Source organism: Streptomyces sp. cmx-18-6 (genome assembly GCF_046548915.1).
Lineage (GTDB): Bacteria > Actinomycetota > Actinomycetes > Streptomycetales > Streptomycetaceae > Streptomyces.
The window spans coordinates 75,449-100,483 of the sequence record NZ_JAEBEP010000018.1 but is presented as its reverse complement, the minus strand read 5'-3'; the positions used below and the strand labels follow the sequence as shown (position 1 = coordinate 100,483).

Genomic DNA, 25,035 nt, shown 5'->3' with positions numbered 1-25,035 from the left:
CACCGCACAATTCAACACTTGTCAATAACCCTTCACCCAAAGGTTGTTGAGGTGTCATGCCGAGCCAAATACCTACCCGTAGGTAAGGTTTAGGCTCGAACCATGCGCCGAGCGAAAATCGTTTGCACCCTGGGACCCGCCACCGACACATACGACCAGATCAAAGCCTTGGTCGAAGCGGGAATGGACATCGCCCGCTTCAACCTCAGCCACGGCTCCTACACCGAACACGAGCAGCGATACCACCACGTACGCAAAGCATCCGAAGAAACCGGCCGCAGCGTCGGCATCCTCGCCGACCTTCAAGGCCCGAAGATCCGCCTGGGACGCTTCCGCGAAGGCCCCGTACTCCTTGAACGCGGCGACACCTTCACCATCACCGTCGAACCCCTCGAGAACGAAGGCGACGGCGACATCTGCGGCACCACCTACGACGGCCTCGCCGCCGACGTCACCACCGGCGAACGCATCCTCGTCGACGACGGCCGCGTCACCCTCGAAGTCACCGACGTCGACGGCCCCCGCGTCCACACCACCGTCATCGAAGGCGGCATGGTCTCCGACAACAAGGGCCTCAACCTCCCCGGCGTCGCCGTCTCCGTCCCCGCCCTCTCCGAAAAGGACATCGACGACCTCCGCTGGGCCCTGCGCACCGGCGCCGACCTCATCGCCCTCTCCTTCGTCCGCACCGGCCGCGACATCGACGACGTCCACCGCATCATGGACGAAGAAGGCCGCCGCCTCCCCGTCATCGCCAAAGTCGAAAAACCCCAGGCCGTCGACAACATCGACGACATCGTCGCCGCCTTCGACGGCATCATGGTCGCCCGCGGCGACCTCGGCGTCGAAATGCCCCTGGAACAGGTCCCCATCGTCCAGAAGCGCGCCATCAAGCTCGCCAAGCGCAACGCCAAACCCGTCATCGTCGCCACCCAGATGCTCGACTCGATGATCGACAACTCCCGCCCCACCCGCGCCGAAGCCTCCGACGTCGCCAACGCGATCATCGACGGCACCGACGCCGTCATGCTCTCCGGCGAGACCAGCGTCGGCAAATACCCCATCGAGACCGTGCGCACCATGTCCCGCATCGTCGAAGCCGCAGAAGAGGACATCCTCGCCAAGGGCCTCCCGCCCCTCACCGAACGCAACAAACCCCGCACCCAGGGCGGCGCGGTCGCCAGGGCCGCCGCCGAGATGGGCGACTTCCTCGGCGCCAAGTTCCTCGTCGCCTTCACCCAGAGCGGCGACACGGTGAAACGCCTCTCCCGCTACCGCTCACCCATCCCGCTTCTCGCCTTCACCCCCGACGAAGCGACCCGCGCCCAGCTCAACCTCACCTGGGGCGTGGAGACCTTCCTCGGCCCGAAGGTCGACTCCACGGACGCGATGGTCGCCCAGGTCGACGAGGAACTCCTCCGCATCGGCCGCTGCGCGAAGGGCGACATCGTGGTGATCACCGCCGGCTCCCCGCCCGGCGTGGCAGGCTCGACGAACCTGGTCCGCGTCCACCACATCGGCGAGGACGACAGCCCGAAGTAGGGCGGCTCAGGCTCGGCTCAGTATTTCGGCCCGACGTGCGCATCCATGAGGGCTACGGATGCACGTCGGGCTACGGAGATGTTCAGCGGCTTGCTGCCGCGTGCGAGGGTGGTCCACTCCACGCCTACGGCGGTGAGGGTGTCGCTGAAGAGCTTGCGGATGTCGTCGGACTTGTTGGTGAAGAAATACCGGGGGTATTCGTAGCGCTTGCTTTCGCCGCGAACCATGCGTGTGGCCCAGTTGGTGATGCGGCACCCGTCGGAGTGGATGAGGCCGCGGATGAATTCCCAGGGGTGGGCGTCCACGATCTGCTGCTGCCACGGCTCCAGGATGATCCTGCGGTCGTGCTTCTTGCCGGGGCCGTGCTGGGGGAAGAGGCAGGGCCAGTGTTTGCTGAAGGAAGTGACGTACTGGCAACCCACACTTGCCACCCGGCAGACCTTGTTGTGCGGCCGTGCGATCTGAATGGCTTCGGCACAGGCATCGATCAGCCCCGGCCACGCGTCAGCACACGCGATGCGCAGGGAGTACACCCCCCGCTTGGCGGCGCTGATGCAGCCGTCTCCGAGATAGAGACCCAGTAAGTAGGCGTACGAGGACGGGTTCTCGATCGCCGCGGGCGCGTCGGCGCACCTTGGGCACGGCTTGCCCCGATTCGGGTCGAGCGGTTCGAGGCGGGTTTGCCAGGAGCGAATCGCGGCGCGCGATATGCCGGTCTGCTTGCTCACGGAATTGAGGCTGCGGCCCTGCGCGACCAGAGCCAGTGCCCGCTCGCGGGTTCCCATGTCGTACATGCCGCCGATTTTCGTCGCGCACCCGGCGAACTCGGCGTGGAATGGGGCACGCGTACTCAGATCAAGTGAAGTTCGCCGAACCGCCTTGCGCCTTGGAATCCAAGGATAAGTGCCCCAGGTGGGATTCGAACCCACACTGTCCGCTGTTTGAGAGCGGCCTCTCTAACCAGTTGGAGTACTGGGGCCTTAGAAAGGAAGGGTCATTGCTGCCCTGCGCGTCACTACCTTACAGGAGCTAGGTAGGCTCGTGGCAGCAGTATCTGCCCCATCTCAAGGAGCCCCGTGACCACCCCCGAGTCGCCCCAGCCCGTAGACGCCGTCGACGACGACAAGTCGCACGTCCCGCCGCTGACGACCCGCGTCGTCATCGCCGAGGACGAGGCCCTCATCCGCCTCGACCTCAAGGAGATGCTGGAGGAGGAGGGCTACTCCGTCGTCGGTGAGGCGGGCGACGGGCAGCGGGCCGTGGAGCTGGCCCGGGAGCACAAGCCGGATCTGGTGATCCTCGATGTGAAGATGCCGGTCCTAGACGGGATCTCCGCCGCCGAGAAGATCGCCGAGGAGTCCATCGCGCCCGTCCTCATGCTCACCGCCTTCTCGCAGCGCGACCTGGTCGAGCGGGCCCGGGACGCCGGGGCGATGGCGTATCTGGTGAAGCCGTTCAGCAAGAGCGACGTGGTGCCGGCCATCGAGATGGCGGTGTCGCGGTTCGCGGAGCTGAAGGCGCTGGAGAGCGAGATCGCGGACCTGTCGCAGCGGCTGGAGACGCGGAAGCTGGTGGACCGGGCGAAGAGCATCCTGCAGACGGATTACGGGCTCTCCGAGCCGGCCGCGTTCCGGTGGATCCAGAAGACGTCGATGGATCGCCGGATGTCGATGCAGCAGTTGGCGGAGGCGCTGATCGCGGACGCCGAGGAGAAGAAGAAGGCGGCCGAGTAGCCGCGTACGTACGGAGAAGCGTACGAAAGCGAGAGGCCCGCAACCGGGGTGAACCGGGTGCGGGCCTCTCGCGTACGTGCCGGAGGGTCAGTCCTCGCCGAGGTACGCCTTGCGGACGGACTCGTCGTGGAGCAGGTCCGAGCCGGGGCCCGAGAGGACGATCTTGCCGACCTCCATGACGTGGCCCTGGTCCGCGAGGGACAGGGCGGCCTGGGCGTTCTGTTCGACGAGCAGGATCGTGGTGCCCGACGCCTTGAGTTCGACGATGGTCTCCATGATCTTCTGCATCATGATCGGGGAGAGGCCCATGGAGGGCTCGTCGAGCATGAGCAGCTTGGGCTGGGACATCAGGGCGCGTCCCATGGCGAGCATCTGCTGTTCGCCGCCGGAGAGGGTGCCGGACGCCTGCTTCCGTCGTTCCCCGAGGATGGGGAAGAGGTCGTAGGCGCGCTGGATGTCCTTCTCGATGCCTGCCTTGTCGGTGCGGAGGAACGCTCCGAGCTGGAGGTTCTCCGCAATGCTGAGGCGGGGGAAGATGTGGCGGCCTTCGGGGGAGTGGGCGAGTCCGAGTGCCACGATCTTGTGGGCGGGGACGTTGCCGAGGGGTTTCCCGTCGAAGGTGATGCGGCCGCCGGAGGGCTTGAGGAGCCCGGAGAGGGTGCGCAGGGTGGTGGTCTTGCCGGCGCCGTTGGTGCCGATGAGGGTGACGACCTGGCCGGCTTCGACGCTGAAGGAGATGCCCTTGACGGCTTCGATCTTGCCGTAGGCGACGCGGAGGTCTTCGACCTCGAGCAGGGCGGTCACTGGGTTTCCCCTTCCGTGCGGGTGTTGCTGTGCGCTTCGGCGGCTTCGACCTCGGCGACTTCTTCCTGCCCGGGTGCGCCTTCGAAGGGCGTGCCGAGGTAGGCGGCGACGACGCGTTCGTCGGCCTGGACGACGTTGGGGGTGCCTTCGACGAGTTTCTCGCCCTGGACGAGGCAGGCGACGCGGTCGCAGAGGTTGAAGATGAAGCGCATGTCGTGCTCGATGACGAGTACGGCGATGCCTTGGTCCCGGATGGCGAAGATGAGTTCTTCGGTGACGCGGGTTTCCTGGGGGTTCATGCCTGCGGTGGGCTCGTCGAGGAGGAGGAGTCCGGGGTCGCTGGCGAGGGCGCGGGCGATTTCCAGTTTGCGCTGGTCTCCGTAGGGGAGGTTGCGCGCGAGGTGGTCGGCCTTGTCCTGGAGTCCGATGAATTCGAGGAGTTCCATGGCGCGGGCGTGGGAGGCGGCTTCGGCCTTCTTGAAGCCGGGGCCGCGCAGGAGGGCGGACCAGAGACCTTCTTTGGTGCGGGTGTGGCGTCCGACGAGGACGTTTTCCAGGACGGTCATGTTGGCGAAGAGCCGGATGTTCTGGAAGGTGCGGGCGATGCCTGCCTGGGTGACGAGGTGGGGCTTGGGGGGCAGGACGGTGCCTTTGTAGCTGACCTTGCCCTCGGTGGGGACGTAGAGGCCGGTGAGGCAGTTGAAGAAGGTGGTCTTGCCTGCGCCGTTGGGGCCGATGAGGCCGACGATCTCGCCTGCGTTGACGGTGAGGTCGACGTTGCGTACGGCGGTGAGTCCGCCGAATCGCATGGTGACCCCGCTGGCGTCGAGGACGGTGGTGGCGGTGTTGGTCGTGGTGGTGGTCATGGTGGTCACGCCCCCGCCTTCGTGGTGCCGGAGGTGGTGCCGGCCAGGGTTTCGTCGGGTACGTCGAGTTGGCCGGTCTCGTGGTATTCCAGCTTGGCGCGCCGGTTGGCGATGAGCCCTTCGGGGCGGTAGCGCATGAGCAGGATGAGTGCGAGGCCGAATCCGAGGAGCTGGTAGTCCTGGAGGAACTGGAGCTTCGCGGGGATCATGTAGAGGAGCGTGGCGCCGATGAGGGGTCCGCTGATGGTTCCCATGCCGCCGAGGATGACGGCGGCGAGGAGGAAGGCGGAGTTGGGCGGCACGGGTCCGGCGAAGACGTACATCTCGGGGACGACGGTGCTTTGGACGTGGGCCTGGACGGTGCCGGCGATGCCGGCGAGGGTGGCGCCGAGGGCGAAGGCGATGAGTTTGGTGCGGAAGCCGTTGATGCCCATGGCGGTGGCGGCGGTCTCGTCTTCGCGGATGGCGACCCAGGCGCGGCCGATGCGGCTGCTGCCGGCTCGGCTGAAGACGACGACCACGAGGATCATCGCGAGCAGCATGAGCAGGTAGTAGTTGGCGTAGGAGCCGAGTTCGAAGCCCAGGATGGTGTGGGATTCGCCGAAGTTGTACCCGAAGAAGTTGAGGTCGGGGATGTTCGGTACGCCGTTGGGGCCGTTGGTGATGCGGGGGCCTGAGACTCCGTCGAGGTTGCCGACGGCGATGCGGAAGATTTCTCCGAAGCCGAGGGTGACGATGGCGAGGTAGTCGCCGCGGAGGCGGAGGGTGGGTGCTCCGATGATGACGCCGAAGATGAGGGAGACGAAGGCGCCGGTGAGGACGGAGGCCCAGAAGGGGAACTGGACGCCGAAGGCGGATGCGGTGGTGCCTGAGACGAGGGCGGCTGTGTAGGCGCCGACGCCGAGGAAGGCGACGTATCCGAGGTCGAGGAGTCCGGCGAGGCCGACGACGATGTTCAGTCCGAGTGCGACGGTCGCGAAGATGAGGATGTTGACCGCGATGAGGGTGAACTGGTCGGTGTTCTGGGTGAAGGGGAAGGCTGCCGCGGCGACGAAGGCCGCGGATACGGCGATGGAGCGGTATTTGGTGGTGAGTGCGGAGAGGCGTGCGGTGAGGCCGGCTTTGAAGAGCGCGGTGACGGCGAACGCGGTGATGATCATGTAGCCGGTGAAGAGTTCGGCGTATTCGGTGTCGATGCCGTAGGTGACGACGTAGAGACCGATGCCGAAGGCGGCGACGATGATGAGGATTTCGGCCCAGGAGGGGAGCTCGATGGGTCGTTTGGCCTTGCGGGTGTTGGGGCCGAGGCGGATGGTGCGCCAGAGGGTGTAGCCGATGACGAGGGTGGGGGCGGCTACGGCCCAGTTCCACTCGGGCAGGGATTCCTTGGTGTGCCGGTCGAGGGGGAGTCCCAGGGCGGCGATCACGGTGAGGAGGGAGGCTGCCATGGCGGCGAAGCCGCCGGGTTCGAGGTTGGCGAGTCCGCCGAGTTCGATGGCGATGGCGAGGGTGGCGAACCAGGTGGTGGCGAAGGTGCCCAGGGCGAGGAGGAAGGTCGCGTTGTTGCTCTGGGCGGGGTTGAGCCAGCGCAGGCCGCGGGTGCCGTAGCCGGCTGCGGCGAAGAGCAGGGTGAGTGCTGCTCCGACGAGGGTGAGGACTTGGAGGCCGCCGGGGTAGCCGGTGACGGTGAGGTCGCCGGGGAAGGCGGAGGTCCAGGTCCAGGCGAGGAAGGTGGTGCCGATGGTGAGTGCGGCGCTCGCGGTGGTGGCTGTGCGGGCCGCGGGCGCGGGGATGGCGAGGACGGGCGTCGTCTCGTTGGTGTTGGTGGTCATCGGTATCACGCCCGATCCGTGACGCGCTCGCCGAGCAGGCCCTGTGGCCTGACGAGGAGGACGACGATGAGGAGTACGAAGGCCCAGACGTTGGCCCAGGCGCCGCCGCCGAGCTGCTGCATGCCGGGGATTTCTTCGATGTAGGCGATGGAGAGGGCTTCGGCGAGGCCGAGGACGACGCCGCCGACCATGGCTCCGTAGATGTTGCCGATGCCGCCGAGGACTGCGGCGGTGAATGCCTTGAGTCCGAGGACGAAGCCCATCTCGAAGTTGATCTGGCCCTTGTCGAGGCCGTAGGCGACGGAGGCGACGGCGGCGAACGCGGCGCCGATGGCGAAGGCCATGACGATGATGCGGTCGGTGTTGATGCCCATGAGCTTGGCCGTGTCGGGGTCCTGGGCGGTGGCTTGCATGGCGCGGCCGCTGCGGCTCTTGGCGACGAAGAGGCCGAGGGCGAGCATGCAGAGCGGGGCGAGGACGAGGACGAAGGCGTCGGCGCGCTGGAGGTAGAGGTTGTCGAGCAGTTTGAACGACTCGCCCTGGAATTCGGGGAAGCTGCGGGGCTTTTTGGCGTCGGGGTAGAAGCCCCAGATGAGCTGCTGGAGCACGATCGAGAGGCCGATCGCGGTGATGAGCGGGGCGAGGCGGGGGGCGCCGCGCAGGGGCCGGTAGGCGAACCGTTCCGCGGCGGTGGCCACGGCGACGGAGGCGATGGCACCACCGATGATCATGAGCGGGATGGCGACGAGGAGGGTCGTTCCGCTGGGGAGCATGATGTAGGTGGTGAGGGCGCCGAAGCCCCCGATCATGAAGATCTCGCCGTGGGCGAAGTTGATGAGCTGGACGATGCCGTACACCATGGTGTACCCGATGGCTATGAGGCCATAGAGGGCGCCGAGGGCAAGGCCGTTGGCCAGCTGTTGCGGCAGTTCGTGCACCGCAGGGCCTCCGATGAGCTTGTCGGATATGACTCCGCGCGAGGGCGCTGTTTGCGCCCTCGCGCGGTGTGGGTCAGGTGGGGCGGGGTGGTGCTGGTGGGTCAGTCTTCGAACGTGGCGCTCTTGACGTCCTTCCAGGCGCCCTTCTGGACCTCGTAGACGGTGAGCTGCTTGTTGGTGGTGTCGCCGTTCTCGTCGAAGGCGACGGAGCCGGTCACGCCGTCGAAGGAGACCTTGCCGAGGGCTTCGACGACCTTGGCGCGGGCGTCGTCGGGGAGCTTGCCGTCGTTGTCGGCGACGACGGTCTTGACGGCCTGGATGATGGCCCAGCCGGCGTCGTAGGAGTAGCCGCCGTATGCGGCGTAGGCGTCCTTGTAGCCGGCTGCCTTGTAGTCCGCGATGAACTTCTTGGCGGTCGGGAGGGCCTCGACGGGGTAGCCGATGGAGGTGGCGAGGTCGCTGTCGTTCGCGACGCCGGAGGCGCTGATGAACGCGGGGTCGAAGATGCCGTCGCCGCCCATGGTGGGGATCTTGGCGCCGGTCTTCTTGATCTGGTCGGAGAGGAGGCCGCCCTCGGGGTACTGGCCGCCGAAGTAGACGGAGTCGGCGCCGGAGGACTTGACCTTGTCGGCGGTGCTGGAGAAGTCGGTCTCCTTGACGGTGACGTGGTCGGTGCCGACGACCTTGCCGCCGAGGCGCTTGAATTCCGCGGAGAAGATGGCGGCGAGGCCGGCGCCGTAGGTCTGCTTGTCGTCGACGACGTAGACCTTCTTCTTCTTGGCGTCGTTGTAGAGGTACTGGGCGGCGAACTTGCCCTGGACGACGTCGGTGGCGCAGGTGCGGAAGTAGGTCTTGAAGGGGCGCTTGATTTCGCCCTTGCCCCAGTTGTCGCCCTGGCTGAGGGCGGGGTTGGTGTTGGCGGGGGAGACGAGGGCGACGCCGCTCTTCTCGAAGACGCCCTGCATGGACTGGGCGACGCCGGAGTTCAGGGGGCCGACTGCGCCGATGACGTCCGTGTTGCCGACGAGCTTGGTGGCGTTGGCCTGTCCGGAGGCGGGGACGGCCTGGTCGTCGAGGGCTTCGATCTTGAACTCGATGCCGGGGACCTCGTTGTTCTTGTTCGCGGTCTTGGCCGCGAGGTCCACGGAGTTCTTGATGCCCTGGCCGAGCGCGGAGAGGGAGCCGGTGAGGGGTGCGTCGACACCGATGACGACGGTGGTCTTGCCACCGCTGTCGCCGCTGCCCTTGCTGCTGTCGTCGCGCGACCCGCAGGCGGTGAGCGTCAGTGCTCCGGTGGTGAGCACTGCGGTGAGTATGAGCAAAGAACGGTGTCGCACGAGAGGGTCCTTTCCCTGGCGCGGCGCTCCTCTGGCGTGAGGTGCGGTGTAGTTCGCCGGGGCCGTACTGGGGTGGTGCTGGGGCTGTGCAGCAGAGGCGCCCGGCGGCGCGGTGACTGGCGGTGACTCTAAGCGCAGCCGAGGGGGTGCGGGATGGGTCCGCTGATGATGTGACTGTCTTGTTATGCCGTGGGGAAGGCTTGTTGACCGCACTGTGGAGGTGTACGGCTTTTGCCCGAGCGGTGAAGTGCCCACATAGTGAGAACCCGCAGCTCTGCTAAGGGGCTTGGGGTGATCTTGGTGCTGTCGCACGAATCGGGGCGCAAGGGGTGCGGGGGGATGCCTGCCCGGGGGTGCGGGGGTGGGGGTGTGGTGTTTTTCGTGTATTGCACACATGTTACGCAGTGTTACATGTGTGGGATATGTGGAATGCGTCGCGAGGCTGGTTTCTGCTGTTGCAGCAGGTCATGGAACGGGTGCGGCGGTCAAGGGTGTTGACCGTGCGTTCCCGTCAACTTCCCGTATCGCGTTACGGATATGGGTCCGCCCGGTCCGGAATGCGGTGCGGCCCGGGCGGTGGCCGGCCGTGCGGACGCCGCGTTGTAGCCCGGCTGTATGGGTCGTTCTACGGCGTGTCCGTAGCGTGCGGATCTCCCGGCGCGGGGCTCGCCGAGCGGAGCGCCGGGGGTCTCTGTTCGCGGCCTGTGGGAGGAATGGCTCATGAATTCTGTGATCAACCGTGTGGGTGACCGGGTGCTCGCACGTCTGGTTCCGAAGGCGAACGCCTCGGCGGATACGAGTTTCTGGGAGTACTGCTTCTGCACGGCCGACTGGCGGAAGATCTACCGGCTCTGTCACGTGGTCGGTGGCCGGACGTCGTGCGGCAAGTGCACCAGCGTCCGTTACATCGGTTGCTGAGGCTGCTGGTGAGTGCCGCCGTGCGTCCCGCCTGGCGCACGACGGCGTCCGCGCCGGCGGTTCTGCCGGATCCGGGGAGCCCGGGGGGTTGATCACATGACGTATCTCGTGCTGTTCTGCCGGATTCTGCTGGCGGGGGTATTCCTGGCGGCGTTCGCCGGGAAGATCCGCAGTGCGGCCGCCTATCGCGAATTCGCTGGCTCGGTGGTGCGGCTGGGGCTTTTCTCCCGGCGCGTGTCGCGGGTGTGCGCGGCCGTGGTGGTCGGTGTCGAGTTCCTGGTCCTGGCGCTGCTGGTTCCGGCGGGCACGGTTCCCGCCGGGTTCCTGGCGGCGGTACTCCTGCTCTGCGCCTTCGCGGCGGGGATCGTGCTGGCGCTGCGTGCCGGCGGTTCCGCTCCCTGCCGGTGTTTCGGGGCGTCGTCCGCTCCGCTGGGGCGGGTCCATGTCGTGCGCAACCTGATCCTCGCGGTGGCGGGCGCCGGAGGGCTGGCGTCCGCCGCCCTGGGCGCCGGGGCGGCGTGGCCGGCGCATGCCGGTGGTGTGGCCGTCGCCGGGGTGGCGGCCGTGCTCGGGGTGTTCCTGGTGGTGCGCCTCGACGATCTGATGTCCCTTTTCTCGTCTCGACCTGTGATGCCGGCCGTGGGTGAGTGAGCCGGTGCGACTGAGGTGGTTCTCATGACGTTCGTTGTTGCGGCCGTGGTGCTGGTCGGGGTGCTGTGCGTGTTCGACCTGGTGTTGACGTTCGCGGTGCTGCGCAGGCTGCGGGAGCACACGGCCGAGCTGGAACGGCTCGCGGTCGGGCCGTCGTTCACGCCGTACGACCACGGTGTCCTGGTGGGCCGCGCGCTGCCCGAGGCGGCGGCCGCGCACAAGCCCGCTCTGGTCGCCTTCTTCGACGCGCGGTGCGGGACCTGCCACGAGCACGCGCCGCGGTTCGCGGCACGGGCGCGCGGACGGGGGGCGCTGGCGGTGGTTTCCGGCGAGGGGCCCCGGGCGGACGAGCTGGCGGCGCATGTGGCCCACGACGCGGTGGTGATACGGGACGCGGCGGCCGCCGAGGTGGTGAGCGCCCTGGAGATCGGGGCGTTCCCGACGTTCCTGGTGGTCGGCCCGGACGGTGTCGTGGTGCGGGCGGAGGCGGATCTGGAGGCGCTGGGCGAGCCGGCGGCGGCGGTGTGACCGCGGTGCGGCCGATCGCCGGGGCCGCCGGTGAGCGCAGGGGCTCGCGGTGGCTGCTGAGGTACCTCGTGGCGGCCTGGCTGCTGTGCTGGCGGGCCGGGCGGCTGCCGGCGGCGGTGTATCTCCTGATCATGGTGGTTTCGGGTCTTCTTCCGACCGCGACCGCGTGGTTCACCAAGTTCATCGTCGACGACCTCGCCGCCGGCCGTGCGGACGAGGTGGTCCGGTGGACGGTGATGCTGGCGGCGGTGGGGCTCGCGGCGGGTGTGCTGCCGCATCTGTCGACGTATCTCCAGAACGAACTGGCCCGCAGGCTCGACCGTTTGATGCAGGACCGGCTCTACAGTTCGATCAACGGTTTCCGTGGTCTGTCGAGGTTCGAGAACCCGGAGTTCCGCAATGACCTGAGCATGGCGTTGCAGGCGTCGGGCGGTGCGATGGGGCCGGTCACCACGGGGCTGTTCGACACCGTGCGCAATGTGATCACGCTGGTCAGCCTGCTGGGGACGCTGACTCTGCTGAGCCCGGTGATGGCCGGTCTGGTGTCGGCGGCCGCGGTGCCGGCGTTGATCGCGCGGCTGGTGCTGTCGAGGCAGCGGGTGACGATGCTGGCGGGTGTGTCGGCGTCGGCCCGGCGCGAGATCTTCTATTCGCTGCTGATCACCGATGTCCGGGGCGCCAAGGAGACGAGGCTGTTCGGGCTGGGGGATTTCCTGCGGGAGCGGATGCTCGGTGAGCTGGCGGTCCGGCAGTCGGGGGAGCGGGCGCTGGACCGGCGCGAGGCGCGTACGCAGTCGCTGCTGGCGCTGCTGTCCACTCTGGTGGCGGCCGTGGGGCTGCTGTGGGCCGTGCACGCGGCCGCGCGGGGTTCGCTGAGCGTCGGCGACGTCACGGCGTTCGTCGCGGCGGTGGCCGGCACCCAGGCGGCGCTGGCCGGTCTGGTCGACAACGTGGCTCTCGCGCACCAGGCGCTTTTGGTGTTCGGCTATCACGACAAGGTGACCTCCCTTCCCGACGACCTGCCCGTCCGGCCCTCGGCGGTGGTCCGGGACCTGCCCGAGCTGAGAGCCCGGATCGAGCTGCGGGACGTCTGGTTCCGTTACGACGAGGACCACCCGTGGATCCTCCGGGGGGTCGACCTGACGCTGGCCAAGGGGAGTTCGGTCGCGCTGGTGGGGCTCAACGGGGCGGGCAAGAGCACGCTGATCAAGCTGCTGTGCCGGTTCTACGATCCGACCAGGGGGGACATCCTCTGGGACGGGGTGGACATCCGCGACGTGCCTCCGGAGGAGCTGCGGCGTCGTATGAGCGTCCTTTTCCAGGACTACATGTGCTACGACCTGACCGCCGCCGAGAACATCGGCGTGGGCGACCTGGAGGCCCTGCCGGACCGGGGGCGGCTTCAGGAGGCGGCCCGGCGGGCGGGGGCGGACGGTGCGGTCGCGGCGCTGCCCCGTGGCTACGACACGTTGCTGAGCCGGATCTTTACCGATCAGGCGGATGACGAGGAGGGCGGGCAGGCGGGTGTGGCCCTGTCGGGCGGGCAGTGGCAGCGGCTCGCGTTGGCCCGCACGCTGCTGCGCGACCGGCGGGATCTGCTGATCCTGGACGAGCCGAGCGCGGGGCTGGACGCGGAGGCCGAGTACGAGATCCACCGGGGGCTGCGCGAACAGCGTGCCGGGCGCACCAGTCTGCTGGTGTCCCACCGGCTCGGCGCGGTCCGGGAGGCGGGGACGATCGTGGTGCTGGAGGAGGGGCGGATCGTGGAACGGGGCAGCCACGACGAGCTGATGGCGCGGGCGGGGACGTACGCGAAGCTGTTCTCCATCCAGGCGGACGGCTACCGCGACACGGACGGTGCGCGGGCCGTGGTCTCCTGACCGGGGCTGAAGCGACTGCCGTCCGGGGTTTCGCCCCGATCGGCTGCCGGCTCAAGACGTCCGGAGGATCCGCTCCCGCTGACGCGGCCGCCTGAGCACCGTTCCGCCGGACCGTCCGGGCGCGGGAGGCTCACGGGGGCACGTCCTCACGGGCCGCCAGTTCCCGGGCGAAGAGCCGGGTGAGGACGGGCATGTCGAACTGCTCCCGGCCCACGGGCCGCAGGAGGCCCGCGGCGAGCAGCTCTTCCAGGAGGAGTTCGGTGTCCGGCAGGGTGGCGCCGATCGTCTTCGCGGCGAGCTGCCCGTCGAAGGGCCGGTCCAGCAGGCCGAGGCGTCTGAAGGCGAACGCGGCGGAGTGCCGGCGGCCGGTGCGCGGCAGGGCGGCGTAGCTGAGCGTGTATCCGGAGCGCATGGTGAGGCCGGCTACCTGGAGCTGGTCGAGGCGTTGCTCCGGGTCGCGGAGCCGGTCGGCGACGTCCGCGAGCAGCCGGTCGGGGCGGTTCGTGCAGCGCGCGCCGACGATGCTGAGGGCCAGCGGGTTTCCCTGGCACAGGCGGGCGATCTCCACGGCCGGGCCGGGTTCGGCGGTGACCCGGGCCCGGCCTATCAGCTCGGCGAGCAGGCTGACGGAGTGCTCCGCGGTCAGGGGGTGCACGGGGATCCGGACGGCGTCCAGGGTGGGCATGGCGCCGATGCCGGTGATGAGCACGGCGCAGTGCGGGCCGGCGGGCAGGAGGGAGTTCACCCCGTCGCCCGGGGGCACGTTGTCGAGGACGATCAGGACGCGTCTGTCCGCCAGTACGGACTGGTAGGCGGCCGCCGCCTCGTCCTCGGAGTCGGGTACGTCGTGGCCCGGCACGTCCAGCGCCTTGAGGAATCGGCGCAGTACCTCGGTCGGTCCGAGCGGCCGGGCGCCCGGGCCGCCGCCCCGCAGGTCGGCGTAGAGCCTGCCGTCGGGGTAGGCGCTGCTCACCGAGTGGGCGACGCGCAGGGCCAGAGCGGACTTCCCCGTGCCCGAGGGGCCGTGGAAGAGGACCACCGGCGCTCCGACGGTCTCGCCGGCCTGGGCGCGCAGGGCCTTGTGCGCCTGTTCGCGTTCCGTGCCCCGGCCGACGAACACCGCTGATTCGCGGGGGAGTTGGCGGGGTCCGGTGGTTTTCCCGGTGGTGTCCCCGGTCACCCGGGCGGCGGTGCGCAGGGGTGACAGCGAGGGGTCGCGGCGCAGGACGGCCTGGTGGGTTTCCAGGAGCTCCGGTCCCGGGTCCATGCCGAGTTCGTGGCGCAGCACGCCCCGGGCGTCGGCGAACGCGGTCAGCGCGGCGGCGGCGTCGCCGCTGCGGTAGAGGGAGACCATCAGCTGGCTCCTCAGCCGTTCGCGCAGCGGATGTCTCCGGATGATCCTGCGCAGGGGTTCGATCAGCGATGCGCCTTCGCCGAGGGTGAGTTCGGCGGTGATGCGGTTCTCGAAGGCGTTGACGCAGTTCTCGCCGAGCTCCTCGGCGATGCCCCGCAGGACGGGGCCCTGGGGTACGTCTGCCAGGGGCTCCGCCTGCCAGAGGGCGAGGGCGCTGCGGTAGGCCCGGGACGCCTCGGCCATGTCCTGGCGTGCCGCCGCCCGCCGGCCCTGCTCGGTGAGGGCTTCGAAGCGGGCGGAGTCGAGTTCGTGGTCGGCGATGCTGAGGGTGTATCCGAAGCGCGCTGTGGCCAGCCGGATGTGCTCCGGGCGGTCCAGCGGTCGCAGCAGCCGCCGGAGTTGCATGATGTAGGTCCGCAGATTGGCCACGGCCGAGCGGGGAGGTGCGCTGCCCCAGATCTCTTCGGTCAGCGTGCGCACCGGCACGACGCTTCCCCTGTGGGCGATGAGCATCGCGAGGATGGTTCGCTGCTTGTCGGCGGGGACGTGGATCGGGTGGCCGTCCTGCGTGATCCTCAGAGGCCCCAGGAGTCCGAAGCGGACCGCGGGGGTCTGCGGACGTCGCCCCAGGTCGTCGCTCACAGTGCGGGGCCGCCCAGTCTGCGGGTCGCCACGCCCAGCATCCGGTCGGCGGGGAAGAGGCCCCGGTGCCGGGAGTCGATGCTGTCGGGGTTGTCGCCGAACACCACGAGGGAGCCGGCGGGTACCTCGGTCAGACCGTCCGCGCCCGGTATTCCGGCCGGGACGGGATCACCGGGGACGGCGGCGGCGCGTTTGATGTTCCAGGCGGATCCGTCAAGGGATTCGTAGCTGTTGTGCGTCGGGGGAGGGGGCAGGACGACAATGTCGCCCGATTCGATCCGGTCTATTGCGCGGCGTTTCACCACGACGCGGTCCCCGGGCGAGAGGGTGGGTTCCATGCTGGTTCCCTCGACTGTCACCACGGTGAACCGTTTGCGCAAATTAAGTGCAATCGAAAAACACGCCACGATCACCGATGCGATTCCGCCAGCCACCCAGAAAGTCTGCATCTGCCCACCCTGTCAGCGGTTCGGATCGCATGATCGTGCATCCGGCCCGGGGGGTTGTCAATCGCAATGCAGGAGGCAGTTGGCAAGGCGTCGTATCCGGAATCCCGTTCTCCGTCCGGGATGTGGTGGTGCGGGCGCGGGCGGCGTTGTCCGCGGGTATACCCAGAATGTGCGGGATGGGATATTCGATGCTGCCGGTGTCTGTCTCATTCGTCGCATATGCATTTCCGCCGAGAAGGAGACGCTGCGATCGGAGTGGTGAGTTCCGTCGGCGAGGGGATTCGGGCGGGCTCGCGCGCCCCGAACGGTGGCCGAGGCGGACGCCGCACTCCGCGAATTCTGCTATTGCGGGAAAAGCCGGGGTTTCTTCCACCGGCAGATCTGTCATGCGGTCGGCGGCCGCGTCGCATGACAGGGACGTGCCGCCGCAGCCCCCGTGCCTCCGCTCCCGCGTCACCGCCTGTGCTCCGAACGGCCTGCCGGTCTCGGGCGGCAGGCCGTTCCACGAGCTGCGGGGGTCAGCCGGCTTCGGGGCGGGGGGTGTCGCGCAGGAGGCAGGTGAGGCGGGCGGTGCAGACGCGCTTGTCCTGGTCGTCGGTGATGACGATCTCGTACGTCGCCGTCGAGCGGCCCCGGTGCACGGGGGTGGCGACGCCGGTCACGAGGCCGTTGCGGACGCCGCGGTGGTGGGTGCAGTTCAGGTCGACGCCGACCGCGAGCTTGCCCGCGCCGCCGTGGAGCATGGAGCCGATGGAACCGAGGGTCTCGGCGAGGACGGCGGACGCGCCGCCGTGGAGGAGGCCGTAGGGCTGGGTGTTGCCCTCGACGGGCATGGTGCCGACGACGCGGTCGGCGGCGGCCTCGACGATGGTCACGCCCATGCGTTCGCCGAGGTGGCCGGCGGAGAAGAGGGCGGGGAGGTCGACGCCGAGGGCCGCGTACTCGTCGATGACTTCCTGCGGGAAGAGGGGTGCTGTGTGCTCGCCCATGGGTCCGGCTCCGATCGTCTGCGCTGGTTCATCGCTGTCTGCACTGTTCATATCAGACGACTGAGCGGACGCTTAGGGGGTGGCGGTTCTCAGCCGTCGAGGGGGTTCTCGAAGCGGACGACGACGGACTTGCTGGCGGGGGTGTTGCTGGTGTCGGCGGTGGAGCCGAGCGGGACCAGGACGTTGGTCTCCGGGTAGTACGCGGCGGCGCAGCCCCTGGCGGTGGGGTAGTGGACGACGCGGAAGCCTTCGGCCCGCCGCTCCACGCCGTCCTTCCACTCGCTGACGAGGTCGGTGTAGGAGCCGTCCGGGAGGCCGAGGGCGGCGGCGTCGTCGGGGTTGACCATGACGATGCGGCGACCGCCCTTGATGCCCCGGTAGCGGTCGTCGAGGCCGTAGATCGTGGTGTTGTACTGGTCGTGGGAGCGCAGGGTCTGCAACAGGAGCCTGCCGGCGGGGAGCCGGGGGAACTCGACGGGCGCCGCCGTGAAGTTGGCGCGGCCGGTGGCGGTGGGGAAGCGGCGTTCGTCGCGGGGGGCGTGGGGGAGGGTGAAGCCGCCGGGGCGGGCGATGCGGGCGTTGAAGTCCTCGAAGCCGGCGACGACGCGGGAGATGCGGTCGCGGATGGCGGCGTAGTCCCGCTCGAAGGACTCCCAGTCCGTACGGGAGTTGGCGCCGAGGACCGCGCGGGCGAGGCGGGCGATGATCGCCGGCTCGGACAGGAGGTGGGGGCTCGCGGGGGTGAGGTTGCCGCGTGAGGCGTGGACCATGCCCATGGAGTCCTCGACGGTGACGAACTGTTTGCCGCTCGCCTGGACGTCCTTGTCGGTGCGGCCGAGCGTCGGCAGGATCAGGGCGCGGGTGCCGGTGACGGCGTGCGAGCGGTTGAGCTTGGTCGACACGTGGACGGTGAGGCGGGCGCGGCGCATCGCGGCCTCGGTGACGGCGGTGTCGGGGGTGGCGGCGACGAAGTTGCCGCCCATGGCGAAGAAGACCTTGGCCTCGCCGTCGCGCAGGGCCTGGATGGAGCGCACCACGTCCAGGCCGTGGTGGCGTGGCGAGGTGATGCCGAACTCCTTGTCGAGGGCGTCGAGGAAGGCCGGTGCGGGCCGTTCGAAGATGCCCATGGTGCGGTCGCCCTGGACGTTGGAGTGGCCGCGCACGGGGCAGACTCCCGCGCCGGGGCGGCCGATGTTTCCGCGCAGCAGCAGGAAGTTGACGACCTCGCGGATGGTGGGCACGGAGTGCTTGTGCTGGGTGAGGCCCATGGCCCAGCAGACGATGGTGCGCCGCGAGGCGAGGACGAGGGCGAGGGCCTGCTCGATCTCAGTGCGGGTGAGGCCGGTGGCGGTGAGGGTCTCGTCCCAGTCGGCCGCTTCGGCGGCCCGGGCGAACTCCTCGTAACCGTGGGTGTGCTCGGCGACGAAGGCGGTGTCCACAGCGCCCTCGGCGGCCAGGATCAGCTTGTTCAGGAGGCGGAAGAGGGCCTGGTCGCCGCCGATGCGGATCTGGAGGAAGAGGTCGTTGAGCGCTGTGCCCTTGAGCATGCCGCGCGGCGTCTGGGGGTTCTTGAACCGCTCCATGCCGGCTTCGGGCAGCGGGTTCACCGAGATGATCTTCGCTCCGGCGGCCTTGGCCTTCTCCAGGGCGGAGAGCATCCGGGGGTGGTTGGTGCCCGGGTTCTGTCCGGCGACGATGATCAGGTCGGCCTGGTGGACGTCCTCCAGGGAGACGCTGCCCTTGCCGATGCCGATGGTCTCGTTGAGCGCCGAACCGGACGACTCGTGGCACATGTTGGAGCAGTCCGGCAGGTTGTTGGTGCCGAACTCGCGGGCGAAGAGCTGAAGGAGGAACGCGGCCTCGTTGCTGGTGCGGCCCGAGGTGTAGAAGAGGGCCTCGTCGGGGGAGGCGAGCGCGGTCAGCTCCTCCGCGATGATCGCGAAGGCGCGCTCCCAGGTCACCGCCTCGTACCGGTCACCGCCTTCGGGGAGGTACACCGGCTGGGTGATCCGGCCCTGCTGGCCCAGCCAGTAACCGCTGCGCTCCGCGAGGTCGGCGACCGGATGGGCGGCGAAGAAGTCGGGGGTCACGCGGCGCAGCGTCGCCTCTTCGGCGACGGCCTTCGCCCCGTTCTCGCAGAACTCGGCGGTGTGCCGCCTCTCGCCCTCGGGCCAGGCGCAGCCGGGGCAGTCGAAGCCGTCCTTCTGGTTGACCTTGAGGAGGGTCCGCGCGGTGCGGCGCACGCCCATCTGCTGCTGGGCGATGCGCAGGGAGTGGGCGACGGCGGGCAGCCCGGCGGCGGCGTGCGGGGCCGCTTCGACCTGCGGGGCGTCCTGGACCGGGTCACCGGTCGGAGGCTTGGTGGCCATGATGCTGCTCCCCTTCGAGCGCGTCTTCCGCTGGTTCCACTGTCTGCGCCGGGATCCGCTGCCGATTCCCCGGTATTCCTCGTTCTCCTCTGTACCGATCCTGTCATGTGCCACCGACACCGCACCCGGCCGGGCGCGGGTTCAGCCGCGCGCGAGCGCCGCACGAGCTGTACCGGTCCGGAATGTCAGTGGGCCGTGGCAGGATCGGGGGCGTGGCTGAGACGGCATCGAAGAAGACGGCAGACAACCGACCGCGCCTGCTCCTCATGGACGGGCACTCCCTGGCGTACCGGGCGTTCTTCGCCCTGCCCGCGGAGAATTTCACGACCGGCGCGGGCCAGCCGACGAATGCCGTGTACGGCTTCATGTCGATGCTGGCGAACACGCTGCGCGACGAGGCGCCCACGCATTTCGCGGTCGCGTTCGACGTGTCCCGCAAGACCTGGCGGGCCCAGGAGTTCCCGGAGTACAAGGCGAACCGCTCCAAGACCCCCGACGAGTTCAAGGGGCAGGTCGAGCTGATCGGCGAGCTGCTGGACGCGATGCACGCGGACCGGTTCGCGGTGGACGGGTTCGAGGCGGACGACGTCATCGCGACGCTGGCGACCCAGGCCGAGGCGGCCGGGTTCGAGGTGCTGATCGTCACCGGCGACCGGGACTCCTTCCAGCTGATCACGGAGAACGTGACCGTGCTCTACCCGACCAAGGGGGTCTCCGAGCTGACCCGGTTCACCCCGGAGAAGGTCGAGGAGAAATACGGGCTGACCCCGCAGCAGTATCCGGACTTCGCGGCGCTGCGCGGCGACCCCTCGGACAATCTGCCGGGCATCCCGGGGGTGGGCGAGAAGACGGCCGCGAAGTGGATCAACCAGTTCGGTTCGTTCGCGGAGCTGGTCGAGCGGGCCGACGAGGTCAAGGGCAAGGCCGGGCAGAATTTCCGGGACCACCTGGACGCGGTGAAGATGAACCGCGTGCTGACGGAGATGGTCCGGGATGTGGAGCTGCCGAAGGCCCCGGCCGACCTGGAGCGCGCTCCGTACGACCGCACGGCGGTCACCGGCGTCCTGGACGTCCTGGAGATCCGCAACCCGAGCCTGCGGGAGCGCCTGCTCGCCGTCGACCCGGGTGCGGCCGAGGCCCAGCCGCCCGCGCCCGCGGCCGGTATCGCGCTGGACGGTGCGGTGCTCGGGTCCGGCGAGGTCGCGCCGTGGCTGGAGGCCCATGCGGCGCAGCCGCTCGGCATGACGACGGTCGACACCTGGTCGCTGGGCAGCGGCACGGTCACCGAGGTCGCGCTCGCCGCCGCGGACGGGGCCGCCGCCTGGCTGGACCCGGCGCAGCTGGAGGAGGCCGACGAGCGGGCGTTCGCCGCCTGGGTCGCGGACCCCGAGCGGCCGAAGGTCGTGCACAACGCGAAGAACGTGCTGCGGGTCTTCCCCGAGCACGGCTGGCAGCTCGAAGGCGTCACCATGGACACCGCGCTCGCCGCGTATCTGGTGAAGCCGGGCCGCCGCTCCTTCGCCCTGGACGCGCTGGCGGTGGAGTATCTGGGCCGTGAGCTGGCCCCGGCCGCCTCCTCGGACGGGCAGCTCGCCTTCGGCGCGGACGACCGGGCCGAGGCGGACGCCCTGATGGCGCAGGCCCGGGCCGTGCTCGACCTGGGCGACGCGTTCACGACCCGGCTGAAGGAGGTGGGCGCGGCCGAGCTGCTGCACGACATGGAGCTGCCGACCTCGATCCTCCTGGCCCGTCTGGAGCGACACGGGATCGCCGCCGACCGGCCGCATCTGGAGGGCATGGAGCAGCAGTTCGCCGGGACCGTGCAGCAGGCGGTGAAGGAGGCGCACGCGGCGGTGGGCCGCGAGTTCAACCTCGGTTCGCCCAAGCAGCTCCAGGAGATCCTGTTCGGTGAGCTGGGCCTGCCGAAGACGAAGAAGACCAAGACCGGATACACCACGGACGCGGACGCGCTGGCCTGGCTGGCCGCGCAGACCGAGCACGAGCTGCCGGTCCTGATGCTGCGCCACCGCGAGCAGGCGAAGCTGCGGGTCACCGTCGAGGGCCTGATCAAGTCGATCGCCCCCGACGGCCGCATCCACACCACGTTCACCCAGACCGTGGCGGCGACCGGCCGGCTCTCCTCCACGGACCCCAACCTGCAGAACATCCCCGTCCGCACCGACGAGGGCCGGGCGATCCGCCGGGGCTTCGTCGTCGGCGAGGGCTACGAGTCGCTGATGACGGCGGACTACAGCCAGATCGAGCTGCGGGTGATGGCGCACCTCTCCGAGGACGCCGGTCTCATCGAGGCGTTCACCTCCGGCGAGGACCTGCACACCACGGTCGCCTCCCAGGTCTTCGGCGTGGAGAAGACCGCTGTCGACGCGGAGATGCGCCGCAAGATCAAGGCCATGTCCTACGGCCTGGCCTACGGCCTGTCCGCGTTCGGCCTGTCCCAGCAGCTCAACATCGAGCCCGCCGAGGCCCGGGTGCTGATGGACACCTACTTCGAGCGCTTCGGCGGTGTACGGGACTATCTCCACCGGGTCGTCGAGGAGGCGCGGGCCACCGGGTACACGGAGACGATCCTGGGCCGCCGCCGCTATCTCCCCGACCTGAACAGCGACAACCGCCAGCGCCGCGAGGCCGCCGAGCGGATGGCGCTCAACGCCCCGATCCAGGGCACGGCCGCGGACATCGTGAAGGTGGCGATGCTGCGGGTGGACCGGGCGCTGCGGGAGGCGAAGCTGACCTCGCGGATGCTGCTCCAGGTCCACGACGAAATCGTCCTGGAGATCTCGAAGGGCGAGCGCGGCCGGGTGGAGGAGATCCTGCGCCACGAGATGGCGCACGCGGTCGAGCTCCGCGCCCCGCTGGACGTCTCGGTCGGCGTGGGCCGGGACTGGGAGTCGGCGGCGCACTGAGCCGAGCCGCCGGCGCGCTGCCGGTGTGCGGGTGCGGGCCCGGAACCACCAGGTGGTTCCGGGCCCGCACCCGTGCGCCTCACGTGCGGCCGGCCGGCGCTTCCGTGCGGTGCTCGTCCGCTACGGGGGCCGGCCCCGGGCCCTTGGCGAGCCGCCGCCTCAGGAGCAGCCGCACCCACACCCCGTACAGCAGCAGCCCGGCCGCCAGGCCCGCGCCCGCGCCGAAACAGGCGGTCGGGATGATGTCGAGCGGGCTCTCCACCCGCCCGAAGTGGAGGTACCAGCGCACGCACCGGTGCACGACGCCGAGCAGCACGCACAGCGCCAGCAGGCCCAGCGCCCCCCACCGCTCCCGGCGTCCGAGCTCGGGGACTGCCTGTGGCGCCGGGGCCGCGGGAGTGCGCCGCAGGCCGGTGACGACGAAGTGGGCGAGCACGGCGAGGGCGAGCGCCGAACTGCCGTACTGCGCGATCTGATAGCCGGGGAAACCGCCGAAGCTCCGGTTGAGGAAGGGCAGCAACTCCGTTCCCCACCGGCTGTGATGGGTGAACGCGTCCCAGATCACATGGGTGGCCGCGCCGAGCGCGGCGGAGGACCCGAACCACAGCCAGGCGACGGGCCCGAACGACGCCCGGGTCCACCGCCGCCCCCGTACGAAGGCGTGGACGCGGCCCCGTACGCGTACCGGCAGCAGAGCCGTCAACGGCTCCCGCAGCAGCACCCAGACCGCCACCAGCGCCGCCGCGATCAGCACGTTCACGGTGACCACGCCGAGGGCGGTGTGCGTGAAGAAGCCGAACTTCATGGCGCCGGGGATCAGCGTGTCCGCGAAGTAGGTGACGTCGGGCGCGAACGAACCGGCGACCAGCGCCGAGGGGACCAGCGGCCAACGGGCGGTCCCGTCCCGGCGGATGGCCGGGAGCACGGCGGCGGCATGACTGAGCGTGAACGGCATGGCGGCAAGTATGCGGGACCGGCGGAATCGCGGCAGCGGCAGGAGTGCGCCAACGGCAGGAGGGAGGGAGGGGCCGGCGGGCGGGAGCGCGGGAGTACGGGAACGACGAACACGCCGGAACGGCAAGCGGACGGGAACGGGAGGGCACCCTGTGTTGCCCTCCCGGACAACGTGCGTACGAGAACGTGAAAATACCGTAAGAAGCGGTCAGGGTCCGGTGCTGGAACGCCACAAGGTGCCGTAGTGTCGCCTGAGTCCTCGCGCTGGGGAGCGCGAACAGCCGTCGAGGGGGAGGGACCGGAACGTATGGCAGCGCACATGCGCCGACGTCTGCGCAAGGGAGCCACGACCACCGCGGTGGCAGCGGCCGCCGTGGCGGCGCTCGCGGCCTCCCAGGCCCCCGCCGCGCCCCTGGCCGAGACGTCGTCGGGCGGCGGCGACCAGCAGGCGGCCGGCGAGGAGTCGGACGGCTCGCAGGACGGCGCCGCCACGGGCAACTCGCCGTACTACACCGACCTTCCGCCCCTCGTCACGCCCGACAGGCCCGGTTCGTCCAGCAACCTCCCGGTCGTCACCGGCACTGCGGAAGCGGGCATTCCGGCGTCGGTCCTGGCCGCGTACAAGCAGGCCGAGCGGACCGTCGCCGGAACCGACCCGGCCTGCCGGCTGCCCTGGCAGCTCCTCGCGGCGATCGGCAAGGTCGAGTCCGGCCAGGCTCGCGGCGGCCAGGTCAACGCCAACGGCACGACCCTCTCCCCGATCCTCGGCCCGGCCCTCAACGGCCAGGGCTTCGCCCTGATCAAGGACAGCGACGGCGGGGCGTACGACGGCGACGCCGTCCACGACCGCGCGGTCGGCCCGATGCAGTTCATCCCGACGACCTGGGCGGTCTGGGGCCAGGACGCGAACGGCGACGGCCGCAAGGACCCCAACAACATCTACGACGCCGCGCTCGCCGCCGGCCGCTACCTCTGCGCGGGCGACCGCGACCTCGCCGTCGCCGCCGACCTCGACCGGGCCGTGCTGAGCTACAACCGGTCGACGGAGTACCTGCGTACGGTCCGGTCCTGGTTCGCGTACTACCAGCGCGGCACGCACGAGGTCCCGGACGGCAGCGGAGTCCTGCCCACCGCCCCCAGCACCGGCAGCCCGTCGCCCGGCCCCAGCCCCAGCCCCCGGCCGGACGGGACGCCGAGCACGAAGCCCTCCCCGCCGCCCTCCTCCAAGCCGGGCGGTACGAAGCCGGGCCCCGGCCCCTCCAAGCCCGGCGACGGCTCCACCAGCCCCAGCCCGAAGCCCACGCCGCCCACCACCCCGAAGCCGACCCCGCCCCAGTCCGAGACCCTCGGCTCCCTGGAGAACGCGGGCACCGGCCCCCTCAGCGCCACCGCGGGCGGGACGTTCGGCGAGCGCGTCTCCGTACGCACCAGGAACGCGCTCGGCGCGCCCATGGCCAAGGTGCCGGTCACCTTCACCGTCACCGGGAACACCGGCGCGCTCTTCGAGGGCGGCCGGAAGACCGCCATCGTGATCAGCCGGGCGGACGGCACGGCCACCGCCCCCGCGCTCAAGGCGGGCGAGAAGACCGGTGAGTTCACCGTGACCGCCACCGCGGGCGTCTCCAGGCCGCGCGTCCTGACCTTCGCGGCGAGCGTCACCGCCCGCCGGGCCGACGCGATCGTCCGGACCGACGACAAGGCGCTCGTCGCCGCGCCGGGCACGCGGTTCGCGGACCCCGTCACCGTCAGGGCCACGCACCAGGGCGCCCCGGCGGCCGGCGTGGCCGTCACCGCCGCCCTGGTCAAGGACAGCCTGGGGCTCCTGGACGAAGACAAGGGCCCGTACTTCAAGGACGCGGCCGGAAAGCCGCTGCGGACCCTGGACCTCACGACGGACGCCGAGGGCCTGCTCCGGCTGCCGGCGCTCTTCGCCGACGAGAACCCGGGCACGTACAAGCTGCTCCTCACCGCCGAGGGCGGCGCCACCGTCGTCATCGAGCTGACCGTCCAGGCCCCGGAAGCGACGCCGACGCCCGAAGCCTGACCCACCGCCCCGCCGACGACCCCCGCGCCCAACCGGCGCGGGGGTCGTCGGCGCTGTTCTCATCTCGCGCCCCGGTTGCTACGGTGCCCCATCCCTGACGCCCTGTCAGTTCACCGTCCCGGGAGGTCGAGCATGCGTGCCCTCGTCGCCGCCGCCATCGGACTGGCCGCCGCCCTCGCGCTCGTGTTCACGATCTCCGCGCTCGGCGCCCCGGCCGGAGAGATCTCGCCCGAACCCCTGCTCACCACGGTCCCGGGCCCCAAGGGGTAGCGGACGGAGAA

19 protein-coding genes and 1 tRNA gene are annotated in these 25,035 nt (G+C 69.8%); 8 read left to right on the top strand and 12 right to left on the bottom strand.

Annotated elements, in window-relative coordinates:
• The first annotated feature begins 102 nt into the window (after nucleotides 1-102).
• Nucleotides 103-1,542: a pyruvate kinase gene (gene pyk / locus ACLJPL_RS30995; RefSeq protein WP_411084273.1), complete on the top strand. Its 1,440-nt coding sequence runs from the start codon at nucleotides 103-105 to the stop codon at nucleotides 1,540-1,542.
• A 17-nt stretch (nucleotides 1,543-1,559) separates the two neighbouring features.
• Here pyk and ACLJPL_RS30990 read toward each other — a convergent pair whose 3' ends face one another.
• Nucleotides 1,560-2,336, bottom strand: coding sequence for a transcriptional regulator (locus ACLJPL_RS30990; RefSeq protein WP_411084272.1), 777 nt, complete (start codon nucleotides 2,334-2,336; stop codon nucleotides 1,560-1,562).
• A 110-nt stretch (nucleotides 2,337-2,446) separates the two neighbouring features.
• Nucleotides 2,447-2,521: transfer RNA gene (locus ACLJPL_RS30985), tRNA-Leu, on the bottom strand.
• Nucleotides 2,522-2,618: 97 nt separating this feature from the next.
• On the opposite strand from ACLJPL_RS30985, the gene ACLJPL_RS30980 reads away from it, so the two are divergent.
• A complete protein-coding gene (locus ACLJPL_RS30980; protein WP_388291690.1) occupies nucleotides 2,619-3,275 on the top strand; it encodes an ANTAR domain-containing response regulator in 657 nt (218 codons plus the stop codon).
• Between the two features lie 87 nt (nucleotides 3,276-3,362).
• On the opposite strand, the gene ACLJPL_RS30975 is transcribed toward ACLJPL_RS30980, so the two are convergent.
• The 5 genes from ACLJPL_RS30975 to ACLJPL_RS30955 all read right to left on the bottom strand — a co-directional run bounded on the left by ACLJPL_RS30975 (nucleotide 3,363) and on the right by ACLJPL_RS30955 (nucleotide 9,052).
• Nucleotides 3,363-4,079, bottom strand: coding sequence for an ABC transporter ATP-binding protein (locus tag ACLJPL_RS30975; RefSeq protein ID WP_411084271.1), 717 nt, complete (start codon nucleotides 4,077-4,079; stop codon nucleotides 3,363-3,365).
• The gene (locus ACLJPL_RS30970; protein ID WP_411084306.1) at nucleotides 4,076-4,945 is read right to left on the bottom strand and encodes an ABC transporter ATP-binding protein; all 870 of its coding nucleotides are present in this window, start codon (nucleotides 4,943-4,945) and stop codon (nucleotides 4,076-4,078) included. Before ACLJPL_RS30970 ends, ACLJPL_RS30975 begins: the two co-directional genes overlap by 4 nt.
• 5 nt (nucleotides 4,946-4,950) lie before the next feature.
• On the bottom strand, nucleotides 4,951-6,777 hold the full coding sequence (locus ACLJPL_RS30965; protein ID WP_411084270.1) for a branched-chain amino acid ABC transporter permease: 1,827 nt from the start codon (nucleotides 6,775-6,777) through the stop codon (nucleotides 4,951-4,953).
• 5 nt (nucleotides 6,778-6,782) lie between these two features.
• A complete protein-coding gene (locus ACLJPL_RS30960; RefSeq protein ID WP_411084269.1) occupies nucleotides 6,783-7,715 on the bottom strand; it encodes a branched-chain amino acid ABC transporter permease in 933 nt (310 codons plus the stop codon).
• 101 nt (nucleotides 7,716-7,816) lie between these two features.
• On the bottom strand, nucleotides 7,817-9,052 hold the full coding sequence (locus ACLJPL_RS30955; RefSeq protein WP_411084268.1) for a branched-chain amino acid ABC transporter substrate-binding protein: 1,236 nt from the start codon (nucleotides 9,050-9,052) through the stop codon (nucleotides 7,817-7,819).
• 1,014 nt (nucleotides 9,053-10,066) lie between these two features.
• On the opposite strand from ACLJPL_RS30955, the gene ACLJPL_RS30950 reads away from it, so the two are divergent.
• The 3 genes from ACLJPL_RS30950 to ACLJPL_RS30940 are packed head-to-tail and all read left to right on the top strand — an operon-like array spanning nucleotide 10,067 to nucleotide 13,029.
• Nucleotides 10,067-10,621 carry a MauE/DoxX family redox-associated membrane protein gene (locus tag ACLJPL_RS30950; RefSeq protein WP_411084267.1) on the top strand — a complete coding sequence of 185 codons (555 nt, stop codon included), beginning with the start codon at nucleotides 10,067-10,069 and terminating at the stop codon, nucleotides 10,619-10,621.
• A 24-nt stretch (nucleotides 10,622-10,645) separates the two neighbouring features.
• A complete protein-coding gene (locus tag ACLJPL_RS30945; RefSeq protein WP_411084266.1) occupies nucleotides 10,646-11,149 on the top strand; it encodes a hypothetical protein in 504 nt (167 codons plus the stop codon).
• The gene (locus ACLJPL_RS30940; protein WP_411084265.1) at nucleotides 11,146-13,029 is read left to right on the top strand and encodes an ABC transporter ATP-binding protein; all 1,884 of its coding nucleotides are present in this window, start codon (nucleotides 11,146-11,148) and stop codon (nucleotides 13,027-13,029) included. Before ACLJPL_RS30945 ends, ACLJPL_RS30940 begins: the two co-directional genes overlap by 4 nt.
• A gap of 130 nt (nucleotides 13,030-13,159) precedes the next feature.
• Here ACLJPL_RS30940 and ACLJPL_RS30935 read toward each other — a convergent pair whose 3' ends face one another.
• From ACLJPL_RS30935 to ACLJPL_RS30920, 4 genes are all read right to left on the bottom strand, one after another.
• On the bottom strand, nucleotides 13,160-15,025 hold the full coding sequence (locus ACLJPL_RS30935) for a BTAD domain-containing putative transcriptional regulator (RefSeq protein ID WP_411084264.1): 1,866 nt from the start codon (nucleotides 15,023-15,025) through the stop codon (nucleotides 13,160-13,162).
• Nucleotides 15,022-15,474: a signal peptidase I gene (lepB, locus tag ACLJPL_RS30930; RefSeq protein ID WP_411084263.1), complete on the bottom strand. Its 453-nt coding sequence runs from the start codon at nucleotides 15,472-15,474 to the stop codon at nucleotides 15,022-15,024. Before lepB ends, ACLJPL_RS30935 begins: the two co-directional genes overlap by 4 nt.
• A 518-nt stretch (nucleotides 15,475-15,992) precedes the next feature.
• Complete coding sequence (locus ACLJPL_RS30925) at nucleotides 15,993-16,463, bottom strand: PaaI family thioesterase (protein ID WP_411084262.1); 471 nt, start codon at nucleotides 16,461-16,463, stop codon at nucleotides 15,993-15,995.
• Nucleotides 16,464-16,552: 89 nt separating this feature from the next.
• Nucleotides 16,553-18,832 carry an FdhF/YdeP family oxidoreductase gene (locus tag ACLJPL_RS30920; protein ID WP_411084261.1) on the bottom strand — a complete coding sequence of 760 codons (2,280 nt, stop codon included), beginning with the start codon at nucleotides 18,830-18,832 and terminating at the stop codon, nucleotides 16,553-16,555.
• 212 nt (nucleotides 18,833-19,044) lie between these two features.
• Between ACLJPL_RS30920 and polA the strand changes: the two genes are divergently transcribed.
• Entirely contained in the window at nucleotides 19,045-21,756 is a 2,712-nt protein-coding gene (gene polA / locus ACLJPL_RS30915; protein ID WP_411084260.1) for a DNA polymerase I, read from the top strand.
• A 79-nt stretch (nucleotides 21,757-21,835) separates the two neighbouring features.
• Here the strand turns inward: polA and ACLJPL_RS30910 are convergent, their stop codons facing one another.
• The gene (locus tag ACLJPL_RS30910) at nucleotides 21,836-22,711 is read right to left on the bottom strand and encodes a DUF4184 family protein (RefSeq protein WP_411084259.1); all 876 of its coding nucleotides are present in this window, start codon (nucleotides 22,709-22,711) and stop codon (nucleotides 21,836-21,838) included.
• A gap of 306 nt (nucleotides 22,712-23,017) precedes the next feature.
• Here ACLJPL_RS30910 and ACLJPL_RS30905 point away from each other — a divergent pair, with 306 nt between their 5' ends.
• Together ACLJPL_RS30905 and ACLJPL_RS30900 are read left to right on the top strand one after the other, a co-directional pair.
• Nucleotides 23,018-24,754, top strand: coding sequence for a lytic transglycosylase (locus ACLJPL_RS30905; RefSeq protein WP_411084258.1), 1,737 nt, complete (start codon nucleotides 23,018-23,020; stop codon nucleotides 24,752-24,754).
• Nucleotides 24,755-24,886: 132 nt separating this feature from the next.
• Entirely contained in the window at nucleotides 24,887-25,024 is a 138-nt protein-coding gene (locus tag ACLJPL_RS30900) for an SPW_0924 family protein (protein WP_411084257.1), read from the top strand.
• Nucleotides 25,025-25,035: the final 11 nt, after the last annotated feature.